Raw genomic sequence first — 23941 nt, forward strand, 5'->3', positions numbered from 1 at the left:
GGACTTTGAACGCATGAAATGCTTTGGCAAAAAAATCCGCAACGTGCTGGTTATCAATTTATAAATGAGAAGGGAGAGAAAAAATGAGAAGAAAAGTACTATTACTGTTTTTGATATTAGTGGTATTAATTTCTCCTATAAGCGAAGCCCCAATTAAAGCGATTGACGAAAAAATGAATATAAGTGTAACAGAATTACCTAAAATAGACGTTGCATTAACCGTTGGGAATACTGATATTGAAGTAGAAGATTTTGAAGAAGATTTAAAAAGCGAATTGGAAGCAAAAGGGGTTGATCCAGGTAGGGTTAATATTCAAGCATTTGATACAACCAGTTTCTCAACAAATGATGCTGATGCCGATGTTATTTTTAACGAGTGGGAAAATTATCCTAATGATGTTGGTAAATGGCAATTGACTACAATTGATGGAATTCCAGTTATTCGTTCAACAGTAAATACACAATGGACAGGTTTTTGGGAAGAAGATGATGCTAGTCATATTGAAATTGATTCTGAATTATCTGTTACAACAAGCGGAGATAACGATTGGGTTGGAATTGCTTTTCGGATGAATAGACATGAACCGAACGACCCACAAAATCCTTATAATGGTGATTACGATGCTTATGATATGTATTTCTTTGGGATAGATGGTGGAGGTAGTGGAGAAAGTGCCTTGTTTAAAATGGAAAACGCCCCTTTTAAAAATAACAAAGTCGGCGAACATAGAATGTGGAACGTCAACCACAATAAAGGAAACGGAAACCTAACAGCTTATTTTACACAATCCAATAGTGACACACCTATACAACATGAAGGTAAACCAACCAATGATGCCAAAGGAAAAATCGTTTCTTTGCAGACCACAAACACATCCGGATTAAGATGGAAACGCCATGACTTTCAAGACATAGAGATTAAAGCAGTAGAAAATCATATAGAGATTTGGGTTGATGGAAAAAAGGAAATTGATTATATAGATGACGAAAATCCTATTTTAACAGGTGGATACGGACCTTATGCAGCAAGTCAATCTCATGCGACTCATCGAAATTTCAGTGTAACCACAAAGGAAACCAGAGCCTTTAGTGAAGTTATCAGGCAACCTGAATGGAGAGATGGTTCTGAACGTTTTATTGTCAATATGGAAGACGAAATTGTTTCTGATTTTGATGATTCCCAAGCGTTAGGGGAAATTTTAACTCGATTAACGAATGAACAAATAGATTATATCGGTGTTGGTTCAAACACTAACGAAGAACAAGCCAAACGATTTATTTCCAGAAACAATGATAATGGCGTATTTATTAACAGCAGTAGAGACTACAATGAGATCATTGAAGAAATTGCTGACTATATTTTGAGCAAGATTGAAGTAGAACAAGGAACATCTTCTAAATATGTCTTAGTTGGAAAGCCTTTAGCATTAGAAGTGAACCCTTCTAAATATCAAAGAAATACTGAAAATAGTGCCTATCCTGATGGTCGTTGGCGTGTCGATCATGACTATACTTACTTTGATAACAACAATGGCAAATACGAAAATACAGGCGTGTATCAATCAGATTTTGACTTTACCTTTGATAAAGTTGGAAGGTACGAATTGTGGTTTGAAGATAGACACCCAGAACCGCAATACATTTATGCTCATAGACAACCGATTGCGAGTTATTCGACAGAAGTTCAGGATATGGAAGATGAATATAGTGTGAGTATAGAGGATATGTCTTATGACCTTGATTTACAATCAAATGAAGATAATGGTATTGCCGAGCATGAATGGAAATGGAAAGAAACCACTGCAACGACTTGGAATGAAGGGAAAGTGCCATCAAGTTTACCCGCAGGAAAAGATTATGTTGTGCAATTACGTGTCAAAGACCATCAAGGGACTTGGTCAGAACCAGAAGCTCGATACATTACAACTTCTGATGTTGTTGCACAACCGATAGCCAATTTTGATATGCCGCCAACTTCACTTATTTATAATCCTGTTGATGTAAACAATACATCTTACGACCCAGCAGGAAGAAATATAACAGAAGCAGAATGGACGGTTACAAGAAATGGTGTAGAAATTTATCAAGGATCTGAACCGATAACCGATTTTAATCCTTATGGTGAAGGAAAATATATTGTCTCATTAAGGGTTAAAAATGATGCAAATATTTGGTCAGAAGAATTTAGCAGAGTAATCAATATTTCCGTTGATGATATTGCTCCTGAAATTAAGGCTGATATAGAAGAACAAGACTGGACAAGGAATAACGTAAGAATAAATGCAAACTTTGCAGATGAAGGTGGAAGTGACTTTAACAGTCAGCGGTATGTTGTCACTAAATCTCAATCTCCCCCAACGAAAGGATGGAGTTCATGGGATTCAAACACAAGCCGACGTATAAACTTAACAGATGAAGGAGAATATTTCGTTCATTTTGAAGCAAAAGATAACCAAGGAAATGTGTCTCAAAAAACAGTTGGGCCTTACAAAATTGATAAAACACCACCAGAGCTAAAAATTAATAGAGACTTATCTGAAATAACGCATGAAGATATAGAGCTAACAGTAGAAGCAACGGATTCAATGAGTGGTGTCAAACAAATTCAAACCCCAGACAACCAATGGAAGAGTATTGATCACTTGATTTATACAGTCAGAGAAAATGGCACATACAAATTTATTGCAGAGGACAAAGCGGGAAATCGTACAGCTCAGTCGGTTTCCATTAAACAATTCAGTGAAGTCGATGTGAAACATATTCCGGAATGGCAGGGTAAAAGAGAAAGGCTTGGCTTGGATGATAACACATACCTTGCTGGAGAGCCTTTTTTATTATGGGCAAAAGTTGGGATTAACGTTACCAATGTCAAAGTCAAATCTCCGTTTTCCTTTGGTGATCAAACAATAGAATTAAAAGAAAAACAGGATAGGGTCTGGACACACACGTTATATGATAAACAATTGGCAACACTCCAGCCTGGCGAGTCTTATACCTTCACCTTTTTATTAGAAACAAGGGAAGGTGAAACACGAAAAATTCAACGTACTATTCAGATTAAAGGTAAAGCTTCAGTCAATATTCAACTAACACAATAATCAAAAAGGGAGTGAAATAACATGATCCAACCATTCCAAGCAATTGTCGAAATTACAGAAGATGACCAAATAGCCGAAGAAATTGCTGCATTTCCTGATGAAGTGCAGCATGATATGTACAACTTGATGAAGGAAATAATGAAAGATGAACTGAGATTTGTTGTACAACTTGAAAAATACCGGAACCGACCATTACAGGGGACGTTGCAATGATTTTATTTGGATTGCTCGTATTAGGCTGCATAGGATGGCTGGTTGTATTTACTGGCTGGTGGATACCTTCACCGAACATAGCCCTTACTATTGGCATGGGTTTATTCATCTTCCTGCTGATTGAACTCACCTTTTTACGGAAACGGAATACCGTTACTTTTTCGGCGGTCCTGACCTACGCCAATATGGCATTTGGCTGTTGGGTGCATCAGTTTTGGCAGTCCCACGGTTATCCATATCCATTATGGACAACACGTTTCATGCTGATAGTAGCTTTAATGCTGTCAGCTGTTATGCTTGTCGGATTTATCAAAGGCAGAAGTTCAGGGGATAAGAACCGTTCCCGCCATAACGACAATAAATCATTCAAGGGCTTTGTCGAACAGCTCTTAAAGCGGAAAAAAGATACAGAAACCAAGCGGGAGGTATCCATTGTACTCGGGGAATCAGCAGAGGAACATCACGAAAACGACGCAAGTGGCCAATAATGGCTGCTTTTTTTAATGGGGGGGAAATATTTTGCATACAGAACGGATTTTAAAATATCCCGGTAGCAAATGGAAAATGGCAAATTGGATTATTGCGCATATGCCGGAACACACAACGTACCTGGAACCATTCTTTGGTTCAGGTGCTATTTTCTTTAAAAAACATCCATCACAAATCGAAACAATCAACGATATGAACGGGCATGTCACTAATCTATTTCGTATCATCCGGAATCAGCCGGACAAATTAGCAAGATTAATAGAATTTACACCATTTTCCCGTAAGGAATATGACGAGTCATACCAATTAACGGGCGATCCTGTCGAAGATGCTCGGCGGTTTTTGGTTCGGTGTTGGCAAGCAATCGGAACAAAAATGAACAACAAAACCGGATGGCGGAGCTTGATTAGCCTTAATGGACCGAATGTAACACGGGAATGGGGAAGTCTTCCTGAACGGATTATTGTGGTATCCAATCGACTTAAAAAAGCTCAAATTGAAAATCAGCCAGCTGAAAAGCTAATCCGGCGATATAGACGAGAAGAAGTGCTGATTTATGCAGATCCGCCTTATGTGAGTGATACAAGGACCAATCAGCATTACGCACAGGAAATGAACGAGGAAGATCATAAGAAATTGCTGGATATATTGAATGAACACCCTGGGCCAGTCTTGTTATCAGGATATGACCATCCACTTTATAATGAAAAACTAAAGTATTGGAGCCGAGAACAGAAATATGTTGCAGCAGAAAACGGGGCGACAAGGACAGAGGTTCTTTGGATCAACCCTGTTGCAGCGGAACAAATTAGCCAGCCGACGCTTTTCTCACTTGGCACATAACACTCATTTTAAACGAAAGGAGGGAGAAACAATGATACTTAAGGAAGGTAACTTTTTCGTAGGATTGTTCAATGGAACTTTGTTAAGTATTCCGTTGTGGTTGTCTGTATATGGTTGGATAAAAATATTGTTTTAATGCGGATTTAGTTTTAAGTAATACCGTTGCTCTGTATAACGCCGACATTTTACTGTCGGGGTTTTTTTAAATGAATGGTCAGGAGGTGGGGGATTATCCGCATTTATCGTACTTATCTAATGATTAATTTAGCATCCATTCCTATTCATCTTCTTTTTATTATTATTATGCTGACAGGAAAAATTAATGGCGTGAATAATCTATTTGGGTTATTGGCGTATGGATGTCTATTAAATGCATTAAATGTTGTTTTACTTATCAATTTTTTCGACAGGAAATATAAAAGATTCAGAGGACAGAATATATTAAACTTTTTAATTTTCACCTCACTGATTGTAATAACTTACGGAGGGACAGGTTATTTCATTCTTTGAATAGATTCCAGTAACGGAATGTGAACATCAATGAAAGGAGGAAAGCCATGCCACAACCAGTAACATGGAAGGGCGATGACTGTTTTACCCACATGCTCGTTGTCGGACCGACCCGTTCCGGTAAAACAGCCACCGTCTTAAAACCGATGATTTATCAGTTATTGCTCCAAAAAAAGAAAGGTACGGAACTCGGCTTGTCTGTGGTGGAACCAAAAGGCGACGTTGCCCAAATGGTCCATGAAATGTGTGTAGAAATGGACATACCTGATGTTTACATCGACCCTGAATCACCAAACAGCCATCGGTTTAATCCAATGGAAGGCGACATAGATGACGTCGCAGAAGCCACTGTTGTCGTGTTGCAAGGTTTGTTTGGGAAACAGGAAGCATTCTTTAAAACCGTACAGGAATTGTCCGCACGAAATGTCACCAAACTGTTGAAAGAGCTCCATGGTGACCAAATGGATATTATTGACGTGATGAACACATTGCGTGACCAGGAAGTGTTAGAGAAAAAAGTGGATGAATTAAAGCGGCGAGACGGCGTGACCGATCTCGTCCATTTTTTTGAATCAGAACTACTTGGCAGTATGGGTGAGAAGTACCGACAGTTCGTGATTGGACTTCGAGCACAATTGGAAAACATCACGTCAAACGAGCTATTGCGCCGGATCATGACAGGCAAAAGCGACATCGACATGGATCAGCATTTTGCCGAGGGTGGTGTACTGGCGGTTAACACAGCATTGGGGAAATTGCGAAAATCAGGGGATGCGTTTGGCCAATTTCTGATTATGCACCTGCAGAACGCAACCTTTCGTCGCCCCGGATCAGAAGACACCCGTATACCACATTTTATGATTGTGGATGAATACAGCCGGTACATTAATCCGGATGTGGAGATGTTTCTCTCACTGGCAGCGGAATACCGTGTATCCGGTGTGCTGGCTGTCCAGTCCCTTGCACAGTTGGAAGTGGAATCCGGTGATATCGGACCACTGGCGATGAAAACAGCCATTATGAACTCTTGCCGGAACAAAATCGCTTTCGGCGGACTTCCGGCCAATGATGCCAAAGAGTTTGCGGAGGAATTTGGTATGAAACGGGTAACTATGACACAGGACACATACGAGCACAACGTCTTGTTGCCGAGTTTGTTTCCAAAATCTTACCGTGAAACGGAAACCGAAGAATACCGTTTCTATTTCACTGAAATTATGGATGGGCTGCCCCGATTCCATTACGTTCATAAATTATTGCAGGATGGCGTCCAACAACCTCCGGGGCTTGCTAAAGGGATATTCGTACCGAGGGACTGGAAACAGCGGAAAGAATGGCTGGATCAGGGTAAGGAAAAAACACCGTTAAACAAGCGTTTTAAACGAGCAGCCCGTGTACTGACACAGGAACTCAAGCCAAAACGTAGGCGCTGGATAAAAGAACCAATTAAGCCCTTTGCCCATGAATCGGTTGAAGCCAATTTTAGCGAGATACCCGATGACGAGGAAACTCAACAGGGTCAAACGAAACAGCAAGAACAGGCATGGAACATTGGTAATGGCGAACCAGTCTTTGAAGGAGGTGATCAAACAGAATGGCAATTCACGGAATGGCAGTTTACAGAATGGTCATTTGAGCAGGAACCGTACTTTGGAGAAAACATGGAAACGGAGGAAGAAATTGTCGTGGATGATAAGAAAGATAATCCGGGGAACAACACACCGGAAAATAGTAAAGGGGGTGATAATGATGTGAAGCAGGACAAGCAACAATATGTTGCAAAAGAAACTGTAGCAGAGGAAACCGATGACTTTTGGGGTTAAAAAAAAGGAATTTAAAATCTATTTAAAAAAATTATTGAAAAAGGAGAGTATATCAAATGGCAGATGATAGATTACAAGTATTGATTGAAGGATATGATCCAGGAAAGGTAAAGGAAAATGAAGTGGACAAACATTGGAAGGAAATTTATGGGGCTTATCAGAACCGCACGATTTTGCAAGCACTCGTAACCGGTATTGAAACGAAACTGGATAAACCTTGTGCTGTAGTTAATATCGGAAACGTACGTGGTTACATTCCGTTGGAAGCATCTGGAATGGAGAATAACCGGCAATTGCATTCGTTGACCGGTAAAAACGTAGCATTCAAAGTATTAAACTATGATCGGGAGGCGGGTGTGTTTACCGCGAGCCGGAAACAGGCGCTGGAACAAATGGCAGCCATCACATGGGAAAAATTAGAGGAAGGGGCAATTATCATGGCAGTTGCCCGTACTGTGTCGCCAAACCTTGTTCGTGCTGACATTGGTGGTATTGAAGTAAAAATTCCGATAGAGGAAGTGCGCTATGGCTGGATTGAGGACTTAACAGACGAAGTGAAACCGGGCGATCACTTCAAGGTGAAAGTAACCGAGCTGGATAAAGAAAATGAAAAGGTAATGGTAAGTGCCAAAGCAGCACAGCAAAATCCTTGGCCGGATTGCGCTAAACGGTACGAGGAAGGCAACGAATATGTCGGCAAGGTTTCCGGTGTAAGAGAATATGGCGTGTTTGTTAACCTGGAGCCGGGCGTGGATAGCTTGTCCCGTCATCTGAAATTCCAAAACGTCAATAGAGGCGATCGGGTACTGGTACGGATTCTTGGCGTCGATGTCGATAAAGAACAGATCCGTTCCCGTATTACCCGTATCTTGTAAGGGGTTGAGGCTTATGGCTTCAAGCCCTTTTTCATTGTTTCACGACTGGAACCTTAATTGGCAGCGGCAGCCTAGATTTAACAGACCAGCGTATCTGGGCAATTCACCAAAGGAAGAACAGGCAGTGAAAGCAGCAGCAACGACCGGCATTATCGGGGGACAACAGCTCTCCCGATATATTAATGTGGACAAAAGTAAGAAAAAGAAAATGGCAAAAGAAGGTAAACTCATCCGGCATGAAATCCATCAGGGGAAGAAGAATATCCCGATATTCACCCTTGGCCCAACAGGAGCGGAAATGATCAAACTGACAGATTATGAAGGGGGCTATTGGGCTCAGTATGATGTGCCGGACGTGTTGCAACGCCTTTTGTTTTTTGAGCTGTATCACAAGTTTCCGAAAGCAAATATGCTGCCGGCACCAGCCCCTTTTGTAGGGGCTATTCAATATAAAAGTCATTTAATGTATGTGTATGTGGTTCGGGGAGATATACAGGATTTGCTGATGCAACTGAAATGGAAACCGTTTACTGAGCGGATGCTGATTGTAACGGAATCACTCAATCACTTGCAGCCCCTTAACATTTATGCCCCGGATATCAAGGCGAGGGTGACAACAGATGAAGATTTGCAAGGCGATTTCAAGGATCTGTTTTATAAATGGGATGGTGGATGGGTCAAGGAAAATCAGACTGCAGTAAAAACGTAGCGAAAGGAGTTTTATATTGAAAAGGTGGATAATATGGGCAATAGCAACATTCCTCATAATCGCTTTGGTTGCTGGTGTTTCCTATGTCACGATTTTCGCAGATCAGCCTGTTGTATCCAATCTAAATGACATCAAAAAGGAATGGCAGGAAACAGAAGTCAACTCAACATCTATTCAGGAGCTTTCAAAATCTGTGAGAGATGAAGATATCATATCTGAGATTGAAATAAGCCAACTCGATGACAGTTTTAATGTTCAGGTCATCATGAACCAAACATTGCAACACAACAAAACCATGCAGCTGGGAGGTGAACTCCTGACGCTTTTGTTCCAGAATGAGGAGATGAATTATATTACGTTAACATTATACCCGGATAACAATAATGAAACGTTTATGCAAATCAGAGCTGACCAATCGAAATTTATGGCCAATGACGATTTATTGTCAGGAATCGAACGCATGACAATGATTAACGGGGAGTGATGAGGATGAGATGGATAAGAAGAACAACAATGACCGTGTTGTTCTCGGTGTTACTTTTGACGAGTCTTATTTTTCCGTATACAACCCATGCAGCAGAACCAATTCTCAAAAACGCCGTGGATATTGTGTTTGTTCTGGATGAAAGCGGGTCGATGGGCAGCGGGTTTGATGCTGTCCGGGATCGAACCAATGAATTTGTAGAAGATTTATATGACGAACAATTTGATGTTCAGTTGGGGCTTGTCGGCTATGAAGAGGATGTTTATTCCTGCAGCGGTCTTGGCTGGCAGGGATTCACGGATGATGTTGGCTCATTTCAAAGTTGGGTTAATCAAATGAATAGTTTATGCGGCAGTGTTGAAAATGGAGCTCATGCTGTAGAGTATGCCATCGAAAAGTTAGTAGATGAAGGACGGTCAAATGCTGGCAAGATGGTCATATTATTAACGGATGAATCTAATGATGATGACAGTTATCGTTATAATGTTCGGGATTTATTGGAGGAGCAGGACGTTGTTTTGAATACAATTTTAAATGGTACCAGCTCGAGTTTGTTTGACTATCTGGATAATTATACAGACGGCACATTGTACGAGGAAAGTGGTTCATGGGATAATTTTTTACCTGACGTATATGACGATATCATGGATCAAATCGGGATGAATGAGCCGCCGGTCATTCAATCTGTTAATGTTGAACCGCAAATGGTGGACATCGGTGAAACGGTTGAGGCCAGTATGACTGCCACTGATCCAGATGGTGACGATTTGAATTACACATGGGAAGCTGTTCTGCCAAATGGCAATACCCGCCTCCTCGGTGAGTCAAGCGACATTTCATTTCCGGCGAATGTGACCGGTACCTGGACCATCCATGCAATCGTTCAGGATACGTGGGGAGAGGGTGTTGAACAATTAATCAATATTACGGTTAATGCACCGGATATCGAAATAACCGAAGTAAGTGATCCTCCCCCTGATTCGATTCATAGAGGAGATATGTTATCGGTGCGGGCCTATATAGATAATATTGGCGGCGTTCAGGAAATATCACCGTTTGATGTCGAATTAAGAGTGGATGATACCCCTGTTCAGTCCGTTGAATTGACCGAACCGGGATGGGTAGAATTTTCATATCAATTCAACCATTCACAAGGCGATCACAAAATTGAGATTGTGGCCGATGCCAATAATGATGTTATGGAAGAATCCGAAGACAATAATCAACGTGAGTATTGGACAAATGTCCCGAACCGGGAGCCGGAAGCCAACTTTGAGTGGACGCCGGGAGAACCTATTGTGAATGAAAGTAACACAAGGGTTTATTCCACCAGCACCGATCCTGATGGAGACGAATTATCGTATCAATGGGAGTATACGGCTCCAAATGGTGATACAGGAGCATTCGGGACATCTAAGGAATTCCGGGAGCTGATGGAGCAAATTGGCGATTGGGAAGTGACTCTGCATGTAGAGGATGAATACGGAGGAACTGATTCCATAACAAAAGCTATCACGGTTTATCAGAAAAATGAATTAAACGCCCAAATCCTGCATACAGAGGAATGGGCGGATGAACGTGGCATATCTCGATCAGATCCTGATTTTCTTGCCGGGGAGGGATTCGTGGTAGAAGCGGAAACAACTGAAACAGCCGTAAATGTCTCAGTTATACCTCCCGCCAACCTGGCTGATCAATCAACACTAAATGCGAATGAAAGTAATACAGAATGGAACGTAAGCCTCACAAGTAATGACCTTGAACACATCGTAGAAGGCCCATACCCGTGGATTGTCCGTGCAACGTTCGACGACGGGCAAGTGGTGCAAGAACCACTGCTTATCAATATTACGGATAAAGTCGATCCGGACGTTCACTTGACACAATAAAGATACTGCCCCTTCCGGAATCCGGAAGGGGTCTTTTTTTATCTTAGCATTTCAAAAGTTGTTTTGAATACTGGTTCATTGCTGCTGATTCAATCCAATTCTTTATGCTTTTTAAACACTTTAACCTCTCCTGACAACTCTGCACACAACCAATCACACTCTTCCTTGCTTGGTGTATCCTTAAAGGCGGTATACCTTCGTGAAGACATCCCTGCATCTGTGAACTCACCATAATAATCGTCTTCCAAATGCTGCATATCCCTCACAGATCCAAATCCAACTAAGTGTCCTTTAACGAATTTTTCCATGATATCCCCTCCTACCCCTACAATCGAAAGTTTTTAGTAAAAGGGGGCATCAATAATAAAATTTTTATAATTATGGGTGTATAATAAACTTGAGTAATGATTATGGAATGAAATAAAGTTTGATAATTTATAATAAAGATTGATTATTTTGAATGAAGTCCGATAATTTATAATAAAGTTTGTTACAATTATATAGTAAGCAGGATTTAACTATCCAAGAATCAGGCTTGATTGCGGAATAGTTGAAAACTGACATCAAATAATTGTTAGATGTCAGTTTTTTTCTTCATATTCGAGTATATCACCAGGTTGACAATTTAATGCCTGGCAGATTTTTTCTAATGTAGCAAAGCGAATACCACGTGCTTTACCTTTTTTTAGTATTGATAAGTTAGCTTGGGTTATTCCAATTTTTTCTGCTAACGCTTTCGAAGAAATTTTTCTTTCTAGCATTACACGATCTAAATTAATTTTTATCATAGAAGCTCCCACCTAAATCACGCTGTTAGAATCGTCTTGTAAAGATATACCGTATTTAAAAACCACATAAAGCGTATAAACGATGGCTAACAAAAGAATGTTTCCTATTAAACTAGGCCAAGAATCTGTAAAAACGTCACTGACATTGTACAAATGTGCTTGTGCAAAAAACAGCTGACTAATGAAGTCCAAAATGATAAAGCTAGTGATTGAGATTAAGATTAGTTTGAGGTATGTAAGATTTTGTAAAACAAAGAAATGTTGTTCGTAAATATTACCAATTATTTTATGTAGAGCATACATAATGATAAACAAACTAGCAATGATTGCTAGCGCAACTAAGCAAGATAGTGCTAAAAACCAGACTGATAGGTTTGTGTTTGAATTTAAATCTGCATACTGTAGCAATTGTTTTTTGACTCCGTTCGGTACTAACAATAAAGCTCCAGACGCAAATAATAGCATAAATCCTGCAAACGCAGATAATACTTGAGCGATTAGTGACATAATTGACAAAAACTTTAGAACGATCTTGGTAAAAAGATCCATTAAAAATCGCCTCCTTACTTTTGTGAATTATTCTAAAACAATAATTCATTATTGTTTTAAGGAAATTAACTGACGTATAGCTTATTCAAAAAAATTAAAAGTATGCTGGTGTTAAAAATGAACGATGGGCGACTCGAAAGAAATCTTCCATAACTAAAGAAATTGAAAATAGCCTAATAATTGCAGTGTTGTTCCAACATAGCTTAACAATCGGGCGCCGTTCGACAAGCTATGCTATAAGCGCTTTGAAGCGTGAAATACAGAGGATTACTTATAGTTAACAAACTTTACAACGGAGAATGGGAATGACGGAACCACGTTTTCCGAAACCATCCCGTCAATACTCCTGCATGCGTCATGACTGGCAGGTCATGATAAGGGCCATTTTGGGCGACATAGCTTTATGTTATGAGGTGGAACCATTTTGGATAAAAAAATTAAATTTACTGTATTCGCAATTGTATTAATCGGCTTATTATCTGCGTGTAGTTCCTCTAATGGCAACAAAACAGGTGGTAATGAGCCAAAAGTAACCTTTACAGGAACCATTGAAAAAATTGTATAACATTTCACAAAGAGAAGACCTGTTTTGATCAATTTTTTTCAAAACAGGTTTTTTGAATTAACGTAAAAAGCGAGTTTGTTGGTTATTTTTAATCAAACTTTATTCTAGCCACAGTAATCAAAAAAATTAAAAAAATATTGCCTTACTTAAAAACATGTGGTATATTGTATATGATTAATTATAATTAATCGATTAATTATAATTAATAATATTTAAAAGAAAGGAGCTTTATTTATGGAGATTCTAAAAAAGATTCAAAAAGAAGTAATCAATGACACTGATTCCAACAAGATAACTGACTGGACTTTTACTATTCCGATGTAACGAGAAGACAGACTAGGAAGGCTGTTTTCAACAGCCTTCCAACACGAATAAGAAAGGATAGTGTGTTATGCGAAATTATATTGATACGTTTATTATAAAAACAGCAGCAATATGTAATTTGAATTGCACCTATTGCTACTATTTTAATGGGGCAGATACTTCCTATTTAGGCAGGCCAAAGGTAATGAGTAAGGATTTAATTAAAAAAACTGTTGACCGAATAATAGAGCATACACATGATCATAACCTAAAATACATTGATGTCTCTTTACATGGGGGCGAACCCTTGCTAATGGGAAAGGATCTTTTTTGTTTTATGATGGAAGAGATTAATAGAATTGAGGAGAGCAAGGTTGTCGTTAGAAGAAAGATCCAAACAAACGCTGTTTTGCTTGACCATGAATGGTTAGACTTATTGGCAAAGTATCATGTTAATGTTGGTATTAGCATTGATGGTCCCGAAGCAGTAAATGATAAGAATCGAGTAGATTTAGGAGGGCGTGGGACTTACAAACGAGCTGTAAAAGGATTAAAAGCAGCTTTAAACTATAAATTAAGGGGATTAAATATTGGTGTGTTGTCAGTAATCAATCCAAATTATTCAGGCAGGGTAATGTATAATCATTTAAGAGACTTAGGGGTTGAAAAGATTGATTTTTTATTGCCGGAAGGCAACTATGTTCATTTGCCGTTTGATTACAAACCTTTTTCTAACCAAACCCCTTTTGCTGACTTTATAATCGAGGTGTTCGATGCTTGGTTAGAAGAGGACAATCCAGATGTGTTTGTACGATTACCCGACCGTTTAATTCGATCAGCGTTAAATGGTGATTCACAATCTGATGTCTTTGGAAATTCGCCAATTAGAGTAGCTGTCGTTGAAACAGATGGATCAATAGAGCCCACTGATAACTTTAAAATGTGTGAAGATAGAATGACGAATATGGGACTATCCATTTTTGACAATGATTTTAATGATTTGTGTAAGCATAATTTTTTTGAAAGTGTTCTGCTTAAAGAAGATATGGTTCCATCAGAATGCGCAGGGTGTAAATATGTAGACAAATGCGGTGGGGGAAGGATCACTACCAGATACAGCAAAGAGCATCAATTTAATAAGAAAACCATTTATTGTCACGACTTATATAAAACGATGAATCATGCCGAAAGCATTGTTAAACAATTTACAAATGCCTAATTAATTATAAGGAGAGAGCTCAGCAATGAAATATGAAATGGTGATTGAAACAACGGAGCAGCTTCATGCACTATCACATCCTTTAAGACAACGCATACTTTCCTTGCTTTCTTATCAAGAAATGACCAATAAGAGCATTGCGGAAGAACTTAAGGAAACACCAGCAAAAGTTTTCTTTCATGTAAAACAATTATTGGATGCCGAATTGATTAGAATGACAAAGGAAGAGCAGAATCGAAATATTGTTGAAAAGTACTATACGTCTACGGCAAGATCTTTTCGTCTTTCCCCTTCTTTTGAATTAACAAAAACGGATGAACATATGATTTTTGAATCCACTTTCCATGAAACATATCGTAATTTGATTGATAGTATTAATTTTTATAATGGATCACTATCTCAAGCAATGGTCGGTAATCATATTGTGGATTTAACAGAAGAAGAAATAAAGATGATAAGCCATTATTTAGACGAAATGAACGCTATTATAGAAACGTCGAAGCAAAGAGAATATTCTTCGGAAACCGAATTAAAGCCGTTTTCATTCAGTTACTTTTTTCATCCTTCTGTTCCACGAAAAAGTGATGGGGGTGACGAATCATAAAGGTTTTTCGAAATTCTTTGTTTTCAAATAAAAACTTTTCAGTGTTTTTTTTCGGGCAATCGGTTTCAACCATTGGCGATGGTTTCCAACAGATTGCCTTAGTTTTTTTAGTTCTACAATTGGGGGGTGGAGGCGTTGAGTTGGCATTGGCTCAATCAGCTTTAGTTGCCCCACGTATCGTTTCACTAATTTGGGGAGGGGTGTTAGTTGACCGCCTGAATGTAAAGCATATCTTGTGGGGAACAGATATATTCAGATTTTTTATAACAATTGTGCTGCTTTATTTCTTATATATTGAGAATATGGCTTTCATACTTCTTTATGTATTGCTTTTTTTATCCGGTTTAGCCAGCGGGTTGTTTTATCCGGCTTTTAATAGTATTGTTCCCCATATAGTTGAAAAAGAAAAATTAGAGAAGGCCAATTCATGGGTGCAATCAATTTCTCAAACCGCTATCCTCATTGGCCCGCCTTTAGCAGGTTTACTAGTTGGCAGTGCTGGGGTAATGGCAGGTTTTTTTGTTAATGCCTTGACTTTTCTATTTGCAGGTGTCTCTGGGTTATTTATAAAAGTGAAGAAGGAAGTACAAGATAAAGGATTAAAATCCCGCGTCTGGCAAGAATTTGTAGATGGATTCCGTTATATATGGCGTGTCAAATGGTTATTTAATCTGTTAGTCGTTGATTTATTTGTCAGCTTTGCAATAGTCGGTCCATTAACTGTTGTATTACCACTCTATTCAGAGGAGACTCTCAATTTAGGGGGTGGACAGTTAGGGTTGGTTATGTCGGCATACGGGACAGGATCGGTAATAGGCATGTTCACTGTCCCAAAAATCAAAGAAAGATACAAAAGTCTTCACTCGTTTTATGTTTTGCAAGCACTCCAGGGTTTGGTGCTTTTATTGCTGGCTATACAGTCGCTACCCGTTGTTTTGACAGTTCTGTGCTTTGTTGGAATCTTTAACGGTATTTCAAATGTCATTCTGATTTCCAAAATTCACTCATCCGTTTCATTGGATTGGCTCGGCCGAACGATGAGCTTTGTTTCTTTAGCGTCCTTCGGTTCCGTTCCACTTTCACAGTTAGCGGCTGGTGGTCTTATGAATATTTTATCATCATCTTTAATTTTTATATTTGCTTCAATTATAATGTTTGTGGCCGGTACGATTGGTTTTTCGATTTCTCATAAGCAAAATAATATTGATGTTGGTGATACGAGGAAAATCTCTGAACATAATAGTTTATAATAATTCTGGGATGAGTAAAGAAGGAAGTTCTTAAAAGTTTAAAGGAACACTCACGATAGTACCTTGATATTTCATTTAAAATAACAATTAGATTGTTTCGTTAAAGGACGCGATTGTTGAATAACAGTAAACCACTTTATTACCATAAGGACCATTGTAATGCTTTAGATCGGTGTAAAAAGTAAAGAACTATTTTTAGAATCTGCTGCATTTTTCAACGGAAGAATGCGGCTTTTCACCATCAAAAATAAAGATCTTTATTTTCACTCAATAGTAGGAGGGTTATTTTTTGCCCTTTTCATTCAAAAGTAGTTTTAAGTGAAAAAGTACGTCATACATACAAATACACGTTCAATTTTTCACACCATTCCTTGAAATTGAGGGGTTTTTCAAGTAAAATATCAGTATATTCATTATTAGTCACTCTTTTGAGTAAAAGTCGTCACACCTTCGTTTTAGAAGGAGATTCGACATGTTAGTTCCCTGCATAGGGAAGAGTTTTCCGTACACTCTCACTTAGAGAGAAAACGGATTGGTGGCAATGGCAACACCATCACAAAAGTCGCGTTTGCTCCGGCGAATAACAAGGGTCGGGTTAGTTGAAACAGACATCAGATGTATTAAAAGGCGACGTGTATCTAATGGCACGAAGCAAAATATAGGTGATTAAAGCTGATAGGACTCGTATGAGGACTGTGAGCTTTTTTATATATAACATAAAGTGAAAGGTGGTATAAAATTGATTCAAAAGAAAGAAACGCCAACATTGGAAGATTTGTTGGCTCAAATAACACCTGAAAATCAACATGGGGAAGTTGATTGGGGAAAACCACAAGGTAATGAAATAATTTGAAGGCGTAATTGTTAAAAAATAATGAAAATATTTAAAAGCCGATGGATTCCCGTACTGCGGGATGAAGTCGGCTTTTTTGTTTTCAGAAAGGAGGACTAAAATGAGCTGTCAAGATCCAGAGGGATGCCATAAAAAGCATACGCAATGGAAAGAATGGCAAGAAAGAATCATTCTCGAGGGTGAAGAAATCCATGAGGAAATCATTCGAGATATGGATGAAAACGGTACTCCCCTAAGCATGTCCAAACATGGAGGGAAAAGAGAATTATACCGTGCTTTTTCACCAACAGAAATTAATAATGCGGTGAGAAATGGCTGGGTTATCGAATATAGCCCCAAGCGGATGACATTACACATCCTGCACCATTTCAAAGTTGGCAAAGGCTCCTATCGACCAATTCATGTGGTTATAGGATATAAAGAGAAATTAAAAGTGGTTACAGTTTACGACCCACGTTCGAAAGCGTGGAAATGGGATCGTAATTACCAAGAGAGAGTTTGCTTTTGTAATTGATTTTTGCACTGCAAATATTTGATTTTTTGTCGTGCAACAATTATAATAAAGGTAAAAGAAATGAAAGGAAGAATAAAATGGCGAAAAGAGGCAGACCGAAATCAAATAATCCTCGTTCTTTTACCGTTTCAGAAGTAAGGTTAACAAAGGAGGAAAAGCGAATGTTTGATTTAAAAGCAGGGTTCTTAGGTGGAAGTACAGCAGTCCTTATCCGGAAAGCTGTGGAAGCCTATCAGCCAACATTGCAAAAGAATGTTTGCTGTGGTGAAGAAATGACCGTCATCCATAACACCGAATCATTTCCCTACATCTATGGCAATCAAGAGTGCATTATCCATGTAACCGATATTCCCATGTGGAAATGTCAACAATGTGGTGAAGTGGAGGAAGATGTAACACTCATGGCAGCAGTTGAAGAGTCAACGGATCAGGTATTTGAAAGTCTCCTAAATTCGGGAGATAAAATACCGGAAGAAATGCATCTATCTTTTGATGAAATGTTGGAAAAGAGGGAGCCTGAGCAACAAGTAGTAAACGGGTAGAAAATCCGTTTTATATTGGAAAGGGAACATGAAAATGAATAAGGGAGAATTTTAAAAAGCTGATGACACCTGCGACCAGTAGGAGTAATCGGCTTTTTTTATTCCAAAAGGGAGTGCATATAAAAATGGATAGTATCCTTTCATACAAAAATCGTGGACCCTGGGGAAAATCCTCTTATCGGGGAAATTGCAGCGGTCATATTATCAAAGACTTGCTCAAGTATTTTCAACCGGGACAATTCACGGAACTGTTTGGCGGTTCCGGTACAGGTTACGATGTGGCACGTGAAATGGGATATACGGACAGCGTGCATATGGATCTGAATGAAGGGTTTGGCCAAGATTTTCACCAAGCACTACGTTCAGGGGAACTGAACGGGAAAATCGGCGGTTGGAATGCGCTAACTGACGATATACCTGTCTCGAGTGAGTTTGTATTCTCACATCCCCCGTATCACAATATGGTCGTCTATTCCGGCTCACAATGGGGTAAACCCCATGCTGATGACCTGTCACGATGTGCTAGTTATGAGGAATTTATTCAAAAGCTGAACCTTGTTAATGCAAAGGTTTATGCGTCTCTAAAAAGTGGCGGACGACATGCAATCCTGATTGGTGATTTACGTCGCAAAGGGAAGTATTATTCGATCATCAAGGATATGGCTTACTACGGGGAATTGGAATCACACATGATTAAGGCACAACATCATTGCCTGAGTGACAATAATTCCTATTCCGGTAACTTTATCCGTATTTCTCACGAACACTTGCTGGTTTTCCGTAAACAGGGAGTATGGGTTGTTCCCATAACAGCAGTAAAAAAAGGGGTGAGAAATTTAACAGAATCGGACACTCCGACATGGCGTGACCTTGTTGCAGCCTCTATGGAACACTTAGGAGGAAAAGCAACATTGGAACAGATTTATTCCCTTTTGCAAGGGTGCGAAAAAGCTGTTCATAACACCAACTGGAAAGCAAAGATTCGTCAGACCCTGCAAATGTACCCTGATTTTCACCGAGTAAAACGTGGTGTCTATCAGTCCAATTCAAAAGTGGCTGCATAAAGAGGAAGTCAGCATATATAAAATTTTTACGAAGGAGTGTTCATGGATGCCTGAAATGGGTTATACTAGTGTTGAGGTGATTCCATTGAAAAAATCAGAAATTCTATCTGAAATTAAGAAAATGGATACTGATGAATTAAGGGAGTTTCATAAGGATTATATAGAATTTCTCAATCAATTGGGGCTAAAAGGGCATGAAGATGCTCTTGTTGTCGGCGAGAATTACCACTTCTGGTTAAATAAAGAGGATGAAGTATATGATGAAAAATACGGACATCTTTAAGCAAGGAAGTGTATGGCTGGCACGAATTTACTTTAAAGAAATTAACAAAAGTAAACTTAGACCTGTAGTGATTGTGAACAATGAAATTGTTCTTGATATTGATGTTATTGTGGCACCAACCACTTCTCGTAAAGACAGAAATAAATTTGATGTAGTGTTAGAAAACTGGAGGGCAGCAGGGCTTGAACGCCCTTCAGTAGCAAGAACCACTAAAATCACAACAATCAGTAGAGAGATGTTAATTAAAAGGTTAGGGGACTTGAATGAGTCTGATTTAAATAAAGTCCTAAAAAAATGTAGAGAGTTATTTTAAAAACCAACGTACTTTTCTTAGTACGTTTATTTTATTGATTTTTAAAAGCCGATAGTTACCTATTTATATAGGTATGCTGTCGGCTTTTTTTCTACAATAAAAATATTAAAGGGAGCGATTTAAATGAATTTCAAAATTAATAAAGCTGTATTAAATAACGCTATTAAAAAGGTTTCAGGAGCCATTAATCCAAATACACCTGTCCCTGCATTAACGGGAATGCACCTTGCTGCTAACCAGGATGGATTAACCATCACCGGCAGTGATTCGGACTTGTCCATTCGCACGTTCGTCCCTAGTGATGAAACAGAAGGGGTTGAGATTATCGAGGAAGGGAGCATTATCCTTCCGGCAAAAGAATTAGCAGGCATTGCACAAAAGATGCCAAAAGACCTGATTGCTTTTGCCACAACCGATGAAACGCAAATGCAAATTTCATCTGGTAAGTCGAAGTTCACCCTCAATGGTGCGGATGGTAACGAATATCCGAAACTGCCGACAGTGGAAGGTGACAGTTATCCAATTAAAGGGCAGGTGTTGCAAGAGCTAGTCGAAAAGACTGCATACGCAACATCCAAAACGGAAACAAGACCTGTCCTGACCGGTGCAAACTTGTTTTACCAGCAAGGCAGTATAGGCATGGTGGCAACCGATTCCCACAGACTTTCTAAAGTCGTCGGGGATGAACAGGTTGAAGGGGACATATCACCTGTCACCATTCCGGAAAAAACGTTACAAAAACTGCCTAAGCTGATTGGTGATGCTGAAACCGTACATGTAAAGCAGACAGAGAGCCAAATCGTATTCCAAACAGAGAAAGCCCAGGTTTTCTCAAGGTTGTTGGATGGTAATTATCCGCAAACGGACAGATTGATTCCTGCGGAGCATAAAACACGTTTAACAACCAACAGAAAGGATTTTCTGTCAGCAATGGAACGTTCAACTGTTTTGGCAGATAAAGATCAAAAAGTTGTCACGTTAGAAATAACAGACGAAAATAGTGGGATCTTTGAAACGATTGAGCTATCACACAACAATGGTGAAGTCGGTCAATCCAAAGAAGATATCATCGTCGATGAAACAGAGGGTGAAGAACTCAAAATTTCGTTCAACGCCCAATACATGATTGATGCACTCAAAAGGATTGACGACGAAAAAGTAGTCATTGAATTTAATGGCGCCATGAGACCGTTTATTATAAAACCGGAAAATAAAACGCATTTCGTTCAACTGATTTTACCGGTAAGAGTTTACTAAAACAAACAAGAAAAGGAGGGGCGCCCTCTGCAAGTAATTGTAGAGGGTTATCCTCTACACGCTTGTAAGGCAATCAAATGGGACTAGACTTATTTGATTTTGATTTCACAGAATCGAATGCTGAAATGTTTTCCGACGAAAAGGTATTGGAAAAATTCAAACAGTTGCAACAGGCATTCAAGGAAAAACAGAATGCCTATAACATGCGCTTAGAAGAAATGCCAAAAGACCTCATCATGTATTTGGATGAATTTCAAAAAAGAGGCTGGACGGAAAAGGAGTTTGGTTCAGGTATTAATATACCGGATGAATATTTGGATTATCATACAGCTGATGAACTCATTAAAGAATATGAGGAAGCGATGAACCGTGTTCTGAACAGACCGGACACCAACTGGTATAACCATGTTCTTCCTGTTATGAACGGTAAATCCTCACCTATTCGTTGGCAAAACAAAAAGGTTCGACAGGAAGTGTCACGGGCTAAACACGAAATCAATAAAAAGGCAGCCCAAACACTGGGGTTAAAACATTTTCTAGAAGTTCCAGAATCAAGGGGAAAACGAATGAAGTGCCTTGATTCGAAATGGGAAAAGAAATATGTGATTCCGAAAATAGCGGAACTCGTCATGGAAATAACCGATTTTGACGAGATGGAAGATTTATTCCGTAACCATGCTTTCTTTTGCGGTAGACAGGATTGGACTTTTGGACAATCCACCGTTCCAATCGCCCCTTATCCGGAGTTCAAACGCTTAATGCCTACCGTCTTCGAAACTGCTTGCTTATGTGAAGCAGAAGACGAAAAGACGATAAAACTCATTTTGGACTATATGGGTTGTGCAACCGGAAATCTTGAACGAATGAATCCGAACATCAAGTACATTTATCCCGATGGATGGTCCATGAACAAGTATGAGGCAACGCTGACGGATGAGGATATCGAACGGATCATAGACGATCAGGAACGTTTAAAAAGGCTGCATTCACGATAATAAAAATGGAGTTGATAAAATGTTTTTTAAAAAAGCAAAACGAATAAAAAAATTGGAAGCGCAAGTAGCTGATTTGAAATTGGATCAGGACTACCTTCTACATGAACTTAATTTTCATATGGAAGTTGAAGACGAGGATAAGGACAATGAACCGGATCACAGTGAACCTTGTCATTGTGGCGGAACAATGACACCAATGTACGACGAACATCCAAATTGGATCAAATTTTGCACCACTTGTGATGAAAGAAAAGAAATGTAGAATTTACACCAATTGTAGAGCTCACATAAAAGTAGGAAAGCACATGTAATTTAATAAATACAAAGGAGGGAAGCCCTCTGCAAGTAACACTATTGTAGAGGGGGTATCCCTTCTACATTATGCTTGCAAGGCGTTGAGATGGCAAGACTTGCGTCAGAATCGAAAGGCGGATACTATCCCACGCCCATTGATGAAGTTAAGCGTATTAATGAACGATTGACCATGGCCAGCAGTGAGCCAATCAATTTAATTGATCCCTGCTGCGGAACAGGCGAGGCACTCGGTATCATCAACCAGCATTTGAAAGCCGGAGGGGCTGACACACAGTCCTATGGCGTAGAGCTGGAGGAATCAAGAGCCTTTGATGCAGTTATTGAACTGGATCATGTCATCCGGGACGGATATGAGCAACTGCGAACAGAACCGCATTATTCGCTTTTGTATCTGAATCCGCCATATCAGCACGGTTTTGCTGAAAGAGTGGAAACCACTTTTCTACGGAAACTGACTGGACGGAGCCGGAATATCTTACAACCGGATGGACTACTGATTTATGTCATTCCGCAAAATGTTCTTAAGGATGCTTCAGGCGTGTTGTCAGCCCGTTTCAGCGACTTGAATGTTTATCGCTTCACGGATGACAATTACAGCCGATTTCGTCAAGTTGTTCTGTTCGGTCGTCACCGCAGACCTGATGTAGCAACGAAAAAGAAAAATTTAAAATGGCTGAAAGACATCGCCGAAGGGGATCGGGACACATTACCAACATTGGATGAGGAAGATGGCATTACTTATGAGCTAATCCCGTCTGAACCAGTGGCATTATTCCGTGCCGGCAAACTGAACGATTATGAGCTGGCAAAGGATTTGGCTGGTTCAGAAATATTTGAGGAAACAAGACGTGTTTTTAATAACTCGTCATTCGATATTTCGTTTGAACGCCCAATCCTGGAATTAAAGCCAATGCATTATTCCGTAGCTACAATGGCTGATACGGATCGGGGCGGAAATATGGGGGACCATTTCCTTGTATCCGATGTTGTTAAAAAGAAAAGCGAGAAAGAAAACAGGGATGATGAAGGTAATATCACAGATGAAGAAATCACTGAACATTACCAGTCCCGTGTCCGTGTGTTTTCCAAACAGGGGGTTTTTGATCTTGAGTAGAAACCGCCGGAAAGGGAAACAACAGCGTAGACTTAAAAATATTGCCGGATACCTCGCCAACCGTTTGAAAGAGGATGGATTTATTGTGCAGCGGTACGATAGTTATAGCACAAATAGTATTTATCTCAAACTGGACTACGGGGTATGTAACAGTATTAGGATAAGTGATCATAAAGGAAAACAACACTTAGCCTATCGTTATAACGTGTTGAGTTGTTGTCCGGAACGGATTGCAGCCAAAGACAAGTGGGGAAATATCAAGTATTATTTTCCACTTACTGATTGCGATATTTTGCTTGGTGCAGCAATTTGTGATCGACAGCAGAAGATAGCACGTTTCGGAACTAATGGTTATGAAACGATTATGCAAAAAAATAAGGAAAAAGGAATGAAGAAAAAAGGGTTTTGGCAGAAGGCTAAATTGGTCTGAGCCTTAAATATAGGCTGTGTAAATAAGACCAGTACTGCAAAAGAGGAGGA

The 23941-nt window shown here is 39.4% G+C and carries 27 protein-coding genes; 24 read left to right on the plus strand and 3 right to left on the minus strand.

What is annotated here, in order from left to right:
* Positions 1 to 83: 83 nt before the first annotated feature.
* From ACFQ4A_RS13765 to ACFQ4A_RS13805, 9 genes are all read left to right on the plus strand, one after another.
* A complete protein-coding gene (locus tag ACFQ4A_RS13765; protein WP_382401595.1) occupies positions 84 to 3098 on the plus strand; it encodes a hypothetical protein in 3015 nt (1004 codons plus the stop codon).
* A 21-nt stretch (positions 3099 to 3119) separates the two neighbouring features.
* Positions 3120 to 3311, plus strand: coding sequence for a hypothetical protein (locus ACFQ4A_RS13770; RefSeq protein WP_382401597.1), 192 nt, complete (start codon positions 3120 to 3122; stop codon positions 3309 to 3311).
* Positions 3308 to 3799 (plus strand): hypothetical protein, encoded by a 492-nt coding sequence (locus ACFQ4A_RS13775; protein WP_382401599.1) that lies wholly within the window; start codon positions 3308 to 3310, stop codon positions 3797 to 3799. Before ACFQ4A_RS13770 ends, ACFQ4A_RS13775 begins: the two co-directional genes overlap by 4 nt.
* Before the next feature lie 31 nt (positions 3800 to 3830).
* Complete coding sequence (locus tag ACFQ4A_RS13780; RefSeq protein WP_382401601.1) at positions 3831 to 4643, plus strand: DNA adenine methylase; 813 nt, start codon at positions 3831 to 3833, stop codon at positions 4641 to 4643.
* Positions 4644 to 5200: 557 nt separating this feature from the next.
* A complete protein-coding gene (locus ACFQ4A_RS13785) occupies positions 5201 to 6976 on the plus strand; it encodes a type IV secretory system conjugative DNA transfer family protein (RefSeq protein WP_382401603.1) in 1776 nt (591 codons plus the stop codon).
* Between the two features lie 56 nt (positions 6977 to 7032).
* On the plus strand, positions 7033 to 7851 hold the full coding sequence (locus tag ACFQ4A_RS13790) for a S1 RNA-binding domain-containing protein (RefSeq protein WP_382401605.1): 819 nt from the start codon (positions 7033 to 7035) through the stop codon (positions 7849 to 7851).
* 13 nt (positions 7852 to 7864) lie between these two features.
* Complete coding sequence (locus ACFQ4A_RS13795; protein WP_382401607.1) at positions 7865 to 8560, plus strand: hypothetical protein; 696 nt, start codon at positions 7865 to 7867, stop codon at positions 8558 to 8560.
* A 16-nt stretch (positions 8561 to 8576) separates the two neighbouring features.
* Positions 8577 to 9044, plus strand: a complete 468-nt coding sequence (locus ACFQ4A_RS13800) for a hypothetical protein (RefSeq protein ID WP_382401609.1) — start codon at positions 8577 to 8579, stop codon at positions 9042 to 9044.
* 5 nt (positions 9045 to 9049) lie between these two features.
* Positions 9050 to 10933: a vWA domain-containing protein gene (locus tag ACFQ4A_RS13805; RefSeq protein WP_382401611.1), complete on the plus strand. Its 1884-nt coding sequence runs from the start codon at positions 9050 to 9052 to the stop codon at positions 10931 to 10933.
* A gap of 89 nt (positions 10934 to 11022) precedes the next feature.
* Here ACFQ4A_RS13805 and ACFQ4A_RS13810 read toward each other — a convergent pair whose 3' ends face one another.
* From ACFQ4A_RS13810 to ACFQ4A_RS13820, 3 genes are all read right to left on the minus strand, one after another.
* A complete protein-coding gene (locus ACFQ4A_RS13810; protein WP_382401613.1) occupies positions 11023 to 11241 on the minus strand; it encodes a hypothetical protein in 219 nt (72 codons plus the stop codon).
* A gap of 273 nt (positions 11242 to 11514) precedes the next feature.
* Positions 11515 to 11721 carry a helix-turn-helix domain-containing protein gene (locus ACFQ4A_RS13815; protein WP_382401615.1) on the minus strand — a complete coding sequence of 69 codons (207 nt, stop codon included), beginning with the start codon at positions 11719 to 11721 and terminating at the stop codon, positions 11515 to 11517.
* Positions 11722 to 11733: 12 nt separating this feature from the next.
* On the minus strand, positions 11734 to 12270 hold the full coding sequence (locus ACFQ4A_RS13820; RefSeq protein ID WP_382401617.1) for a DUF2975 domain-containing protein: 537 nt from the start codon (positions 12268 to 12270) through the stop codon (positions 11734 to 11736).
* Positions 12271 to 12694: 424 nt separating this feature from the next.
* On the opposite strand from ACFQ4A_RS13820, the gene ACFQ4A_RS13825 reads away from it, so the two are divergent.
* From ACFQ4A_RS13825 to ACFQ4A_RS13890, 15 genes are all read left to right on the plus strand, one after another.
* A complete protein-coding gene (locus tag ACFQ4A_RS13825) occupies positions 12695 to 12835 on the plus strand; it encodes a hypothetical protein (RefSeq protein ID WP_382401619.1) in 141 nt (46 codons plus the stop codon).
* Positions 12836 to 13226: 391 nt separating this feature from the next.
* On the plus strand, positions 13227 to 14357 hold the full coding sequence (locus ACFQ4A_RS13830; protein ID WP_382401621.1) for a radical SAM protein: 1131 nt from the start codon (positions 13227 to 13229) through the stop codon (positions 14355 to 14357).
* A 25-nt stretch (positions 14358 to 14382) separates the two neighbouring features.
* Positions 14383 to 14961: a helix-turn-helix domain-containing protein gene (locus ACFQ4A_RS13835; protein WP_382401623.1), complete on the plus strand. Its 579-nt coding sequence runs from the start codon at positions 14383 to 14385 to the stop codon at positions 14959 to 14961.
* A gap of 17 nt (positions 14962 to 14978) precedes the next feature.
* Entirely contained in the window at positions 14979 to 16211 is a 1233-nt protein-coding gene (locus tag ACFQ4A_RS13840; RefSeq protein WP_382401625.1) for an MFS transporter, read from the plus strand.
* 739 nt (positions 16212 to 16950) lie between these two features.
* On the plus strand, positions 16951 to 17064 hold the full coding sequence (locus ACFQ4A_RS18955; RefSeq protein WP_449280307.1) for an AbrB/MazE/SpoVT family DNA-binding domain-containing protein: 114 nt from the start codon (positions 16951 to 16953) through the stop codon (positions 17062 to 17064).
* A gap of 100 nt (positions 17065 to 17164) precedes the next feature.
* Entirely contained in the window at positions 17165 to 17578 is a 414-nt protein-coding gene (locus tag ACFQ4A_RS13845; RefSeq protein WP_382401627.1) for a DUF4258 domain-containing protein, read from the plus strand.
* 161 nt (positions 17579 to 17739) lie between these two features.
* The gene (locus ACFQ4A_RS13850; protein ID WP_382401629.1) at positions 17740 to 18120 is read left to right on the plus strand and encodes a YgiT-type zinc finger protein; all 381 of its coding nucleotides are present in this window, start codon (positions 17740 to 17742) and stop codon (positions 18118 to 18120) included.
* A 125-nt stretch (positions 18121 to 18245) separates the two neighbouring features.
* Positions 18246 to 19184, plus strand: coding sequence for a DNA methylase N-4/N-6 (locus tag ACFQ4A_RS13855; protein WP_382401630.1), 939 nt, complete (start codon positions 18246 to 18248; stop codon positions 19182 to 19184).
* A 46-nt stretch (positions 19185 to 19230) separates the two neighbouring features.
* The gene (locus tag ACFQ4A_RS13860; protein ID WP_382401632.1) at positions 19231 to 19467 is read left to right on the plus strand and encodes a hypothetical protein; all 237 of its coding nucleotides are present in this window, start codon (positions 19231 to 19233) and stop codon (positions 19465 to 19467) included.
* Positions 19442 to 19780, plus strand: coding sequence for a type II toxin-antitoxin system PemK/MazF family toxin (locus ACFQ4A_RS13865; protein ID WP_382401634.1), 339 nt, complete (start codon positions 19442 to 19444; stop codon positions 19778 to 19780). The genes ACFQ4A_RS13860 and ACFQ4A_RS13865 overlap by 26 nt, the downstream gene beginning before the upstream one ends.
* 123 nt (positions 19781 to 19903) lie before the next feature.
* The gene (gene dnaN / locus ACFQ4A_RS13870; protein WP_382401636.1) at positions 19904 to 21037 is read left to right on the plus strand and encodes a DNA polymerase III subunit beta; all 1134 of its coding nucleotides are present in this window, start codon (positions 19904 to 19906) and stop codon (positions 21035 to 21037) included.
* A gap of 77 nt (positions 21038 to 21114) precedes the next feature.
* Positions 21115 to 22032 (plus strand): hypothetical protein, encoded by a 918-nt coding sequence (locus tag ACFQ4A_RS13875; protein ID WP_382401638.1) that lies wholly within the window; start codon positions 21115 to 21117, stop codon positions 22030 to 22032.
* 19 nt (positions 22033 to 22051) lie between these two features.
* Positions 22052 to 22294: a hypothetical protein gene (locus ACFQ4A_RS13880; protein ID WP_382401640.1), complete on the plus strand. Its 243-nt coding sequence runs from the start codon at positions 22052 to 22054 to the stop codon at positions 22292 to 22294.
* A 138-nt stretch (positions 22295 to 22432) separates the two neighbouring features.
* Positions 22433 to 23461, plus strand: coding sequence for a DUF6094 domain-containing protein (locus tag ACFQ4A_RS13885; protein ID WP_382401642.1), 1029 nt, complete (start codon positions 22433 to 22435; stop codon positions 23459 to 23461).
* The gene (locus ACFQ4A_RS13890) at positions 23454 to 23891 is read left to right on the plus strand and encodes a hypothetical protein (protein WP_382401644.1); all 438 of its coding nucleotides are present in this window, start codon (positions 23454 to 23456) and stop codon (positions 23889 to 23891) included. Before ACFQ4A_RS13885 ends, ACFQ4A_RS13890 begins: the two co-directional genes overlap by 8 nt.
* Positions 23892 to 23941: the final 50 nt, after the last annotated feature.

Source organism: Lentibacillus salinarum (genome assembly GCF_042679865.1).
GTDB lineage: Bacteria > Bacillota > Bacilli > Bacillales > Amphibacillaceae > Lentibacillus > Lentibacillus salinarum.

Bases quoted from the DNA above. Each gene is read 5' to 3' on its own strand.
- ACFQ4A_RS13765 (WP_382401595.1), top strand. From the start codon at position 84: ATGAGAAGAAAAGTACTATTACTGTTTTTGATATTAGTGGTATTAATT.
- ACFQ4A_RS13770 (WP_382401597.1), top strand. From the start codon at position 3,120: ATGATCCAACCATTCCAAGCAATTGTCGAAATTACAGAAGATGACCAA.
- ACFQ4A_RS13775 (WP_382401599.1), top strand. From the start codon at position 3,308: ATGATTTTATTTGGATTGCTCGTATTAGGCTGCATAGGATGGCTGGTT.
- ACFQ4A_RS13785 (WP_382401603.1), top strand. From the start codon at position 5,201: ATGCCACAACCAGTAACATGGAAGGGCGATGACTGTTTTACCCACATG.
- ACFQ4A_RS13790 (WP_382401605.1), top strand. From the start codon at position 7,033: ATGGCAGATGATAGATTACAAGTATTGATTGAAGGATATGATCCAGGA.
- ACFQ4A_RS13795 (WP_382401607.1), top strand. From the start codon at position 7,865: ATGGCTTCAAGCCCTTTTTCATTGTTTCACGACTGGAACCTTAATTGG.
- ACFQ4A_RS13805 (WP_382401611.1), top strand. From the start codon at position 9,050: ATGAGATGGATAAGAAGAACAACAATGACCGTGTTGTTCTCGGTGTTA.
- ACFQ4A_RS13810 (WP_382401613.1), bottom strand. From the start codon at position 11,241: ATGGAAAAATTCGTTAAAGGACACTTAGTTGGATTTGGATCTGTGAGG.
- ACFQ4A_RS13815 (WP_382401615.1), bottom strand. From the start codon at position 11,721: ATGATAAAAATTAATTTAGATCGTGTAATGCTAGAAAGAAAAATTTCT.
- ACFQ4A_RS13820 (WP_382401617.1), bottom strand. From the start codon at position 12,270: ATGGATCTTTTTACCAAGATCGTTCTAAAGTTTTTGTCAATTATGTCA.
- ACFQ4A_RS13830 (WP_382401621.1), top strand. From the start codon at position 13,227: ATGCGAAATTATATTGATACGTTTATTATAAAAACAGCAGCAATATGT.
- ACFQ4A_RS13835 (WP_382401623.1), top strand. From the start codon at position 14,383: ATGAAATATGAAATGGTGATTGAAACAACGGAGCAGCTTCATGCACTA.
- ACFQ4A_RS13845 (WP_382401627.1), top strand. From the start codon at position 17,165: ATGAGCTGTCAAGATCCAGAGGGATGCCATAAAAAGCATACGCAATGG.
- ACFQ4A_RS13850 (WP_382401629.1), top strand. From the start codon at position 17,740: ATGTTTGATTTAAAAGCAGGGTTCTTAGGTGGAAGTACAGCAGTCCTT.
- ACFQ4A_RS13855 (WP_382401630.1), top strand. From the start codon at position 18,246: ATGGATAGTATCCTTTCATACAAAAATCGTGGACCCTGGGGAAAATCC.
- ACFQ4A_RS13860 (WP_382401632.1), top strand. From the start codon at position 19,231: ATGCCTGAAATGGGTTATACTAGTGTTGAGGTGATTCCATTGAAAAAA.
- ACFQ4A_RS13865 (WP_382401634.1), top strand. From the start codon at position 19,442: ATGATGAAAAATACGGACATCTTTAAGCAAGGAAGTGTATGGCTGGCA.
- dnaN (WP_382401636.1), top strand. From the start codon at position 19,904: ATGAATTTCAAAATTAATAAAGCTGTATTAAATAACGCTATTAAAAAG.
- ACFQ4A_RS13875 (WP_382401638.1), top strand. From the start codon at position 21,115: ATGGGACTAGACTTATTTGATTTTGATTTCACAGAATCGAATGCTGAA.
- ACFQ4A_RS13880 (WP_382401640.1), top strand. From the start codon at position 22,052: ATGTTTTTTAAAAAAGCAAAACGAATAAAAAAATTGGAAGCGCAAGTA.
- ACFQ4A_RS13885 (WP_382401642.1), top strand. From the start codon at position 22,433: ATGGCAAGACTTGCGTCAGAATCGAAAGGCGGATACTATCCCACGCCC.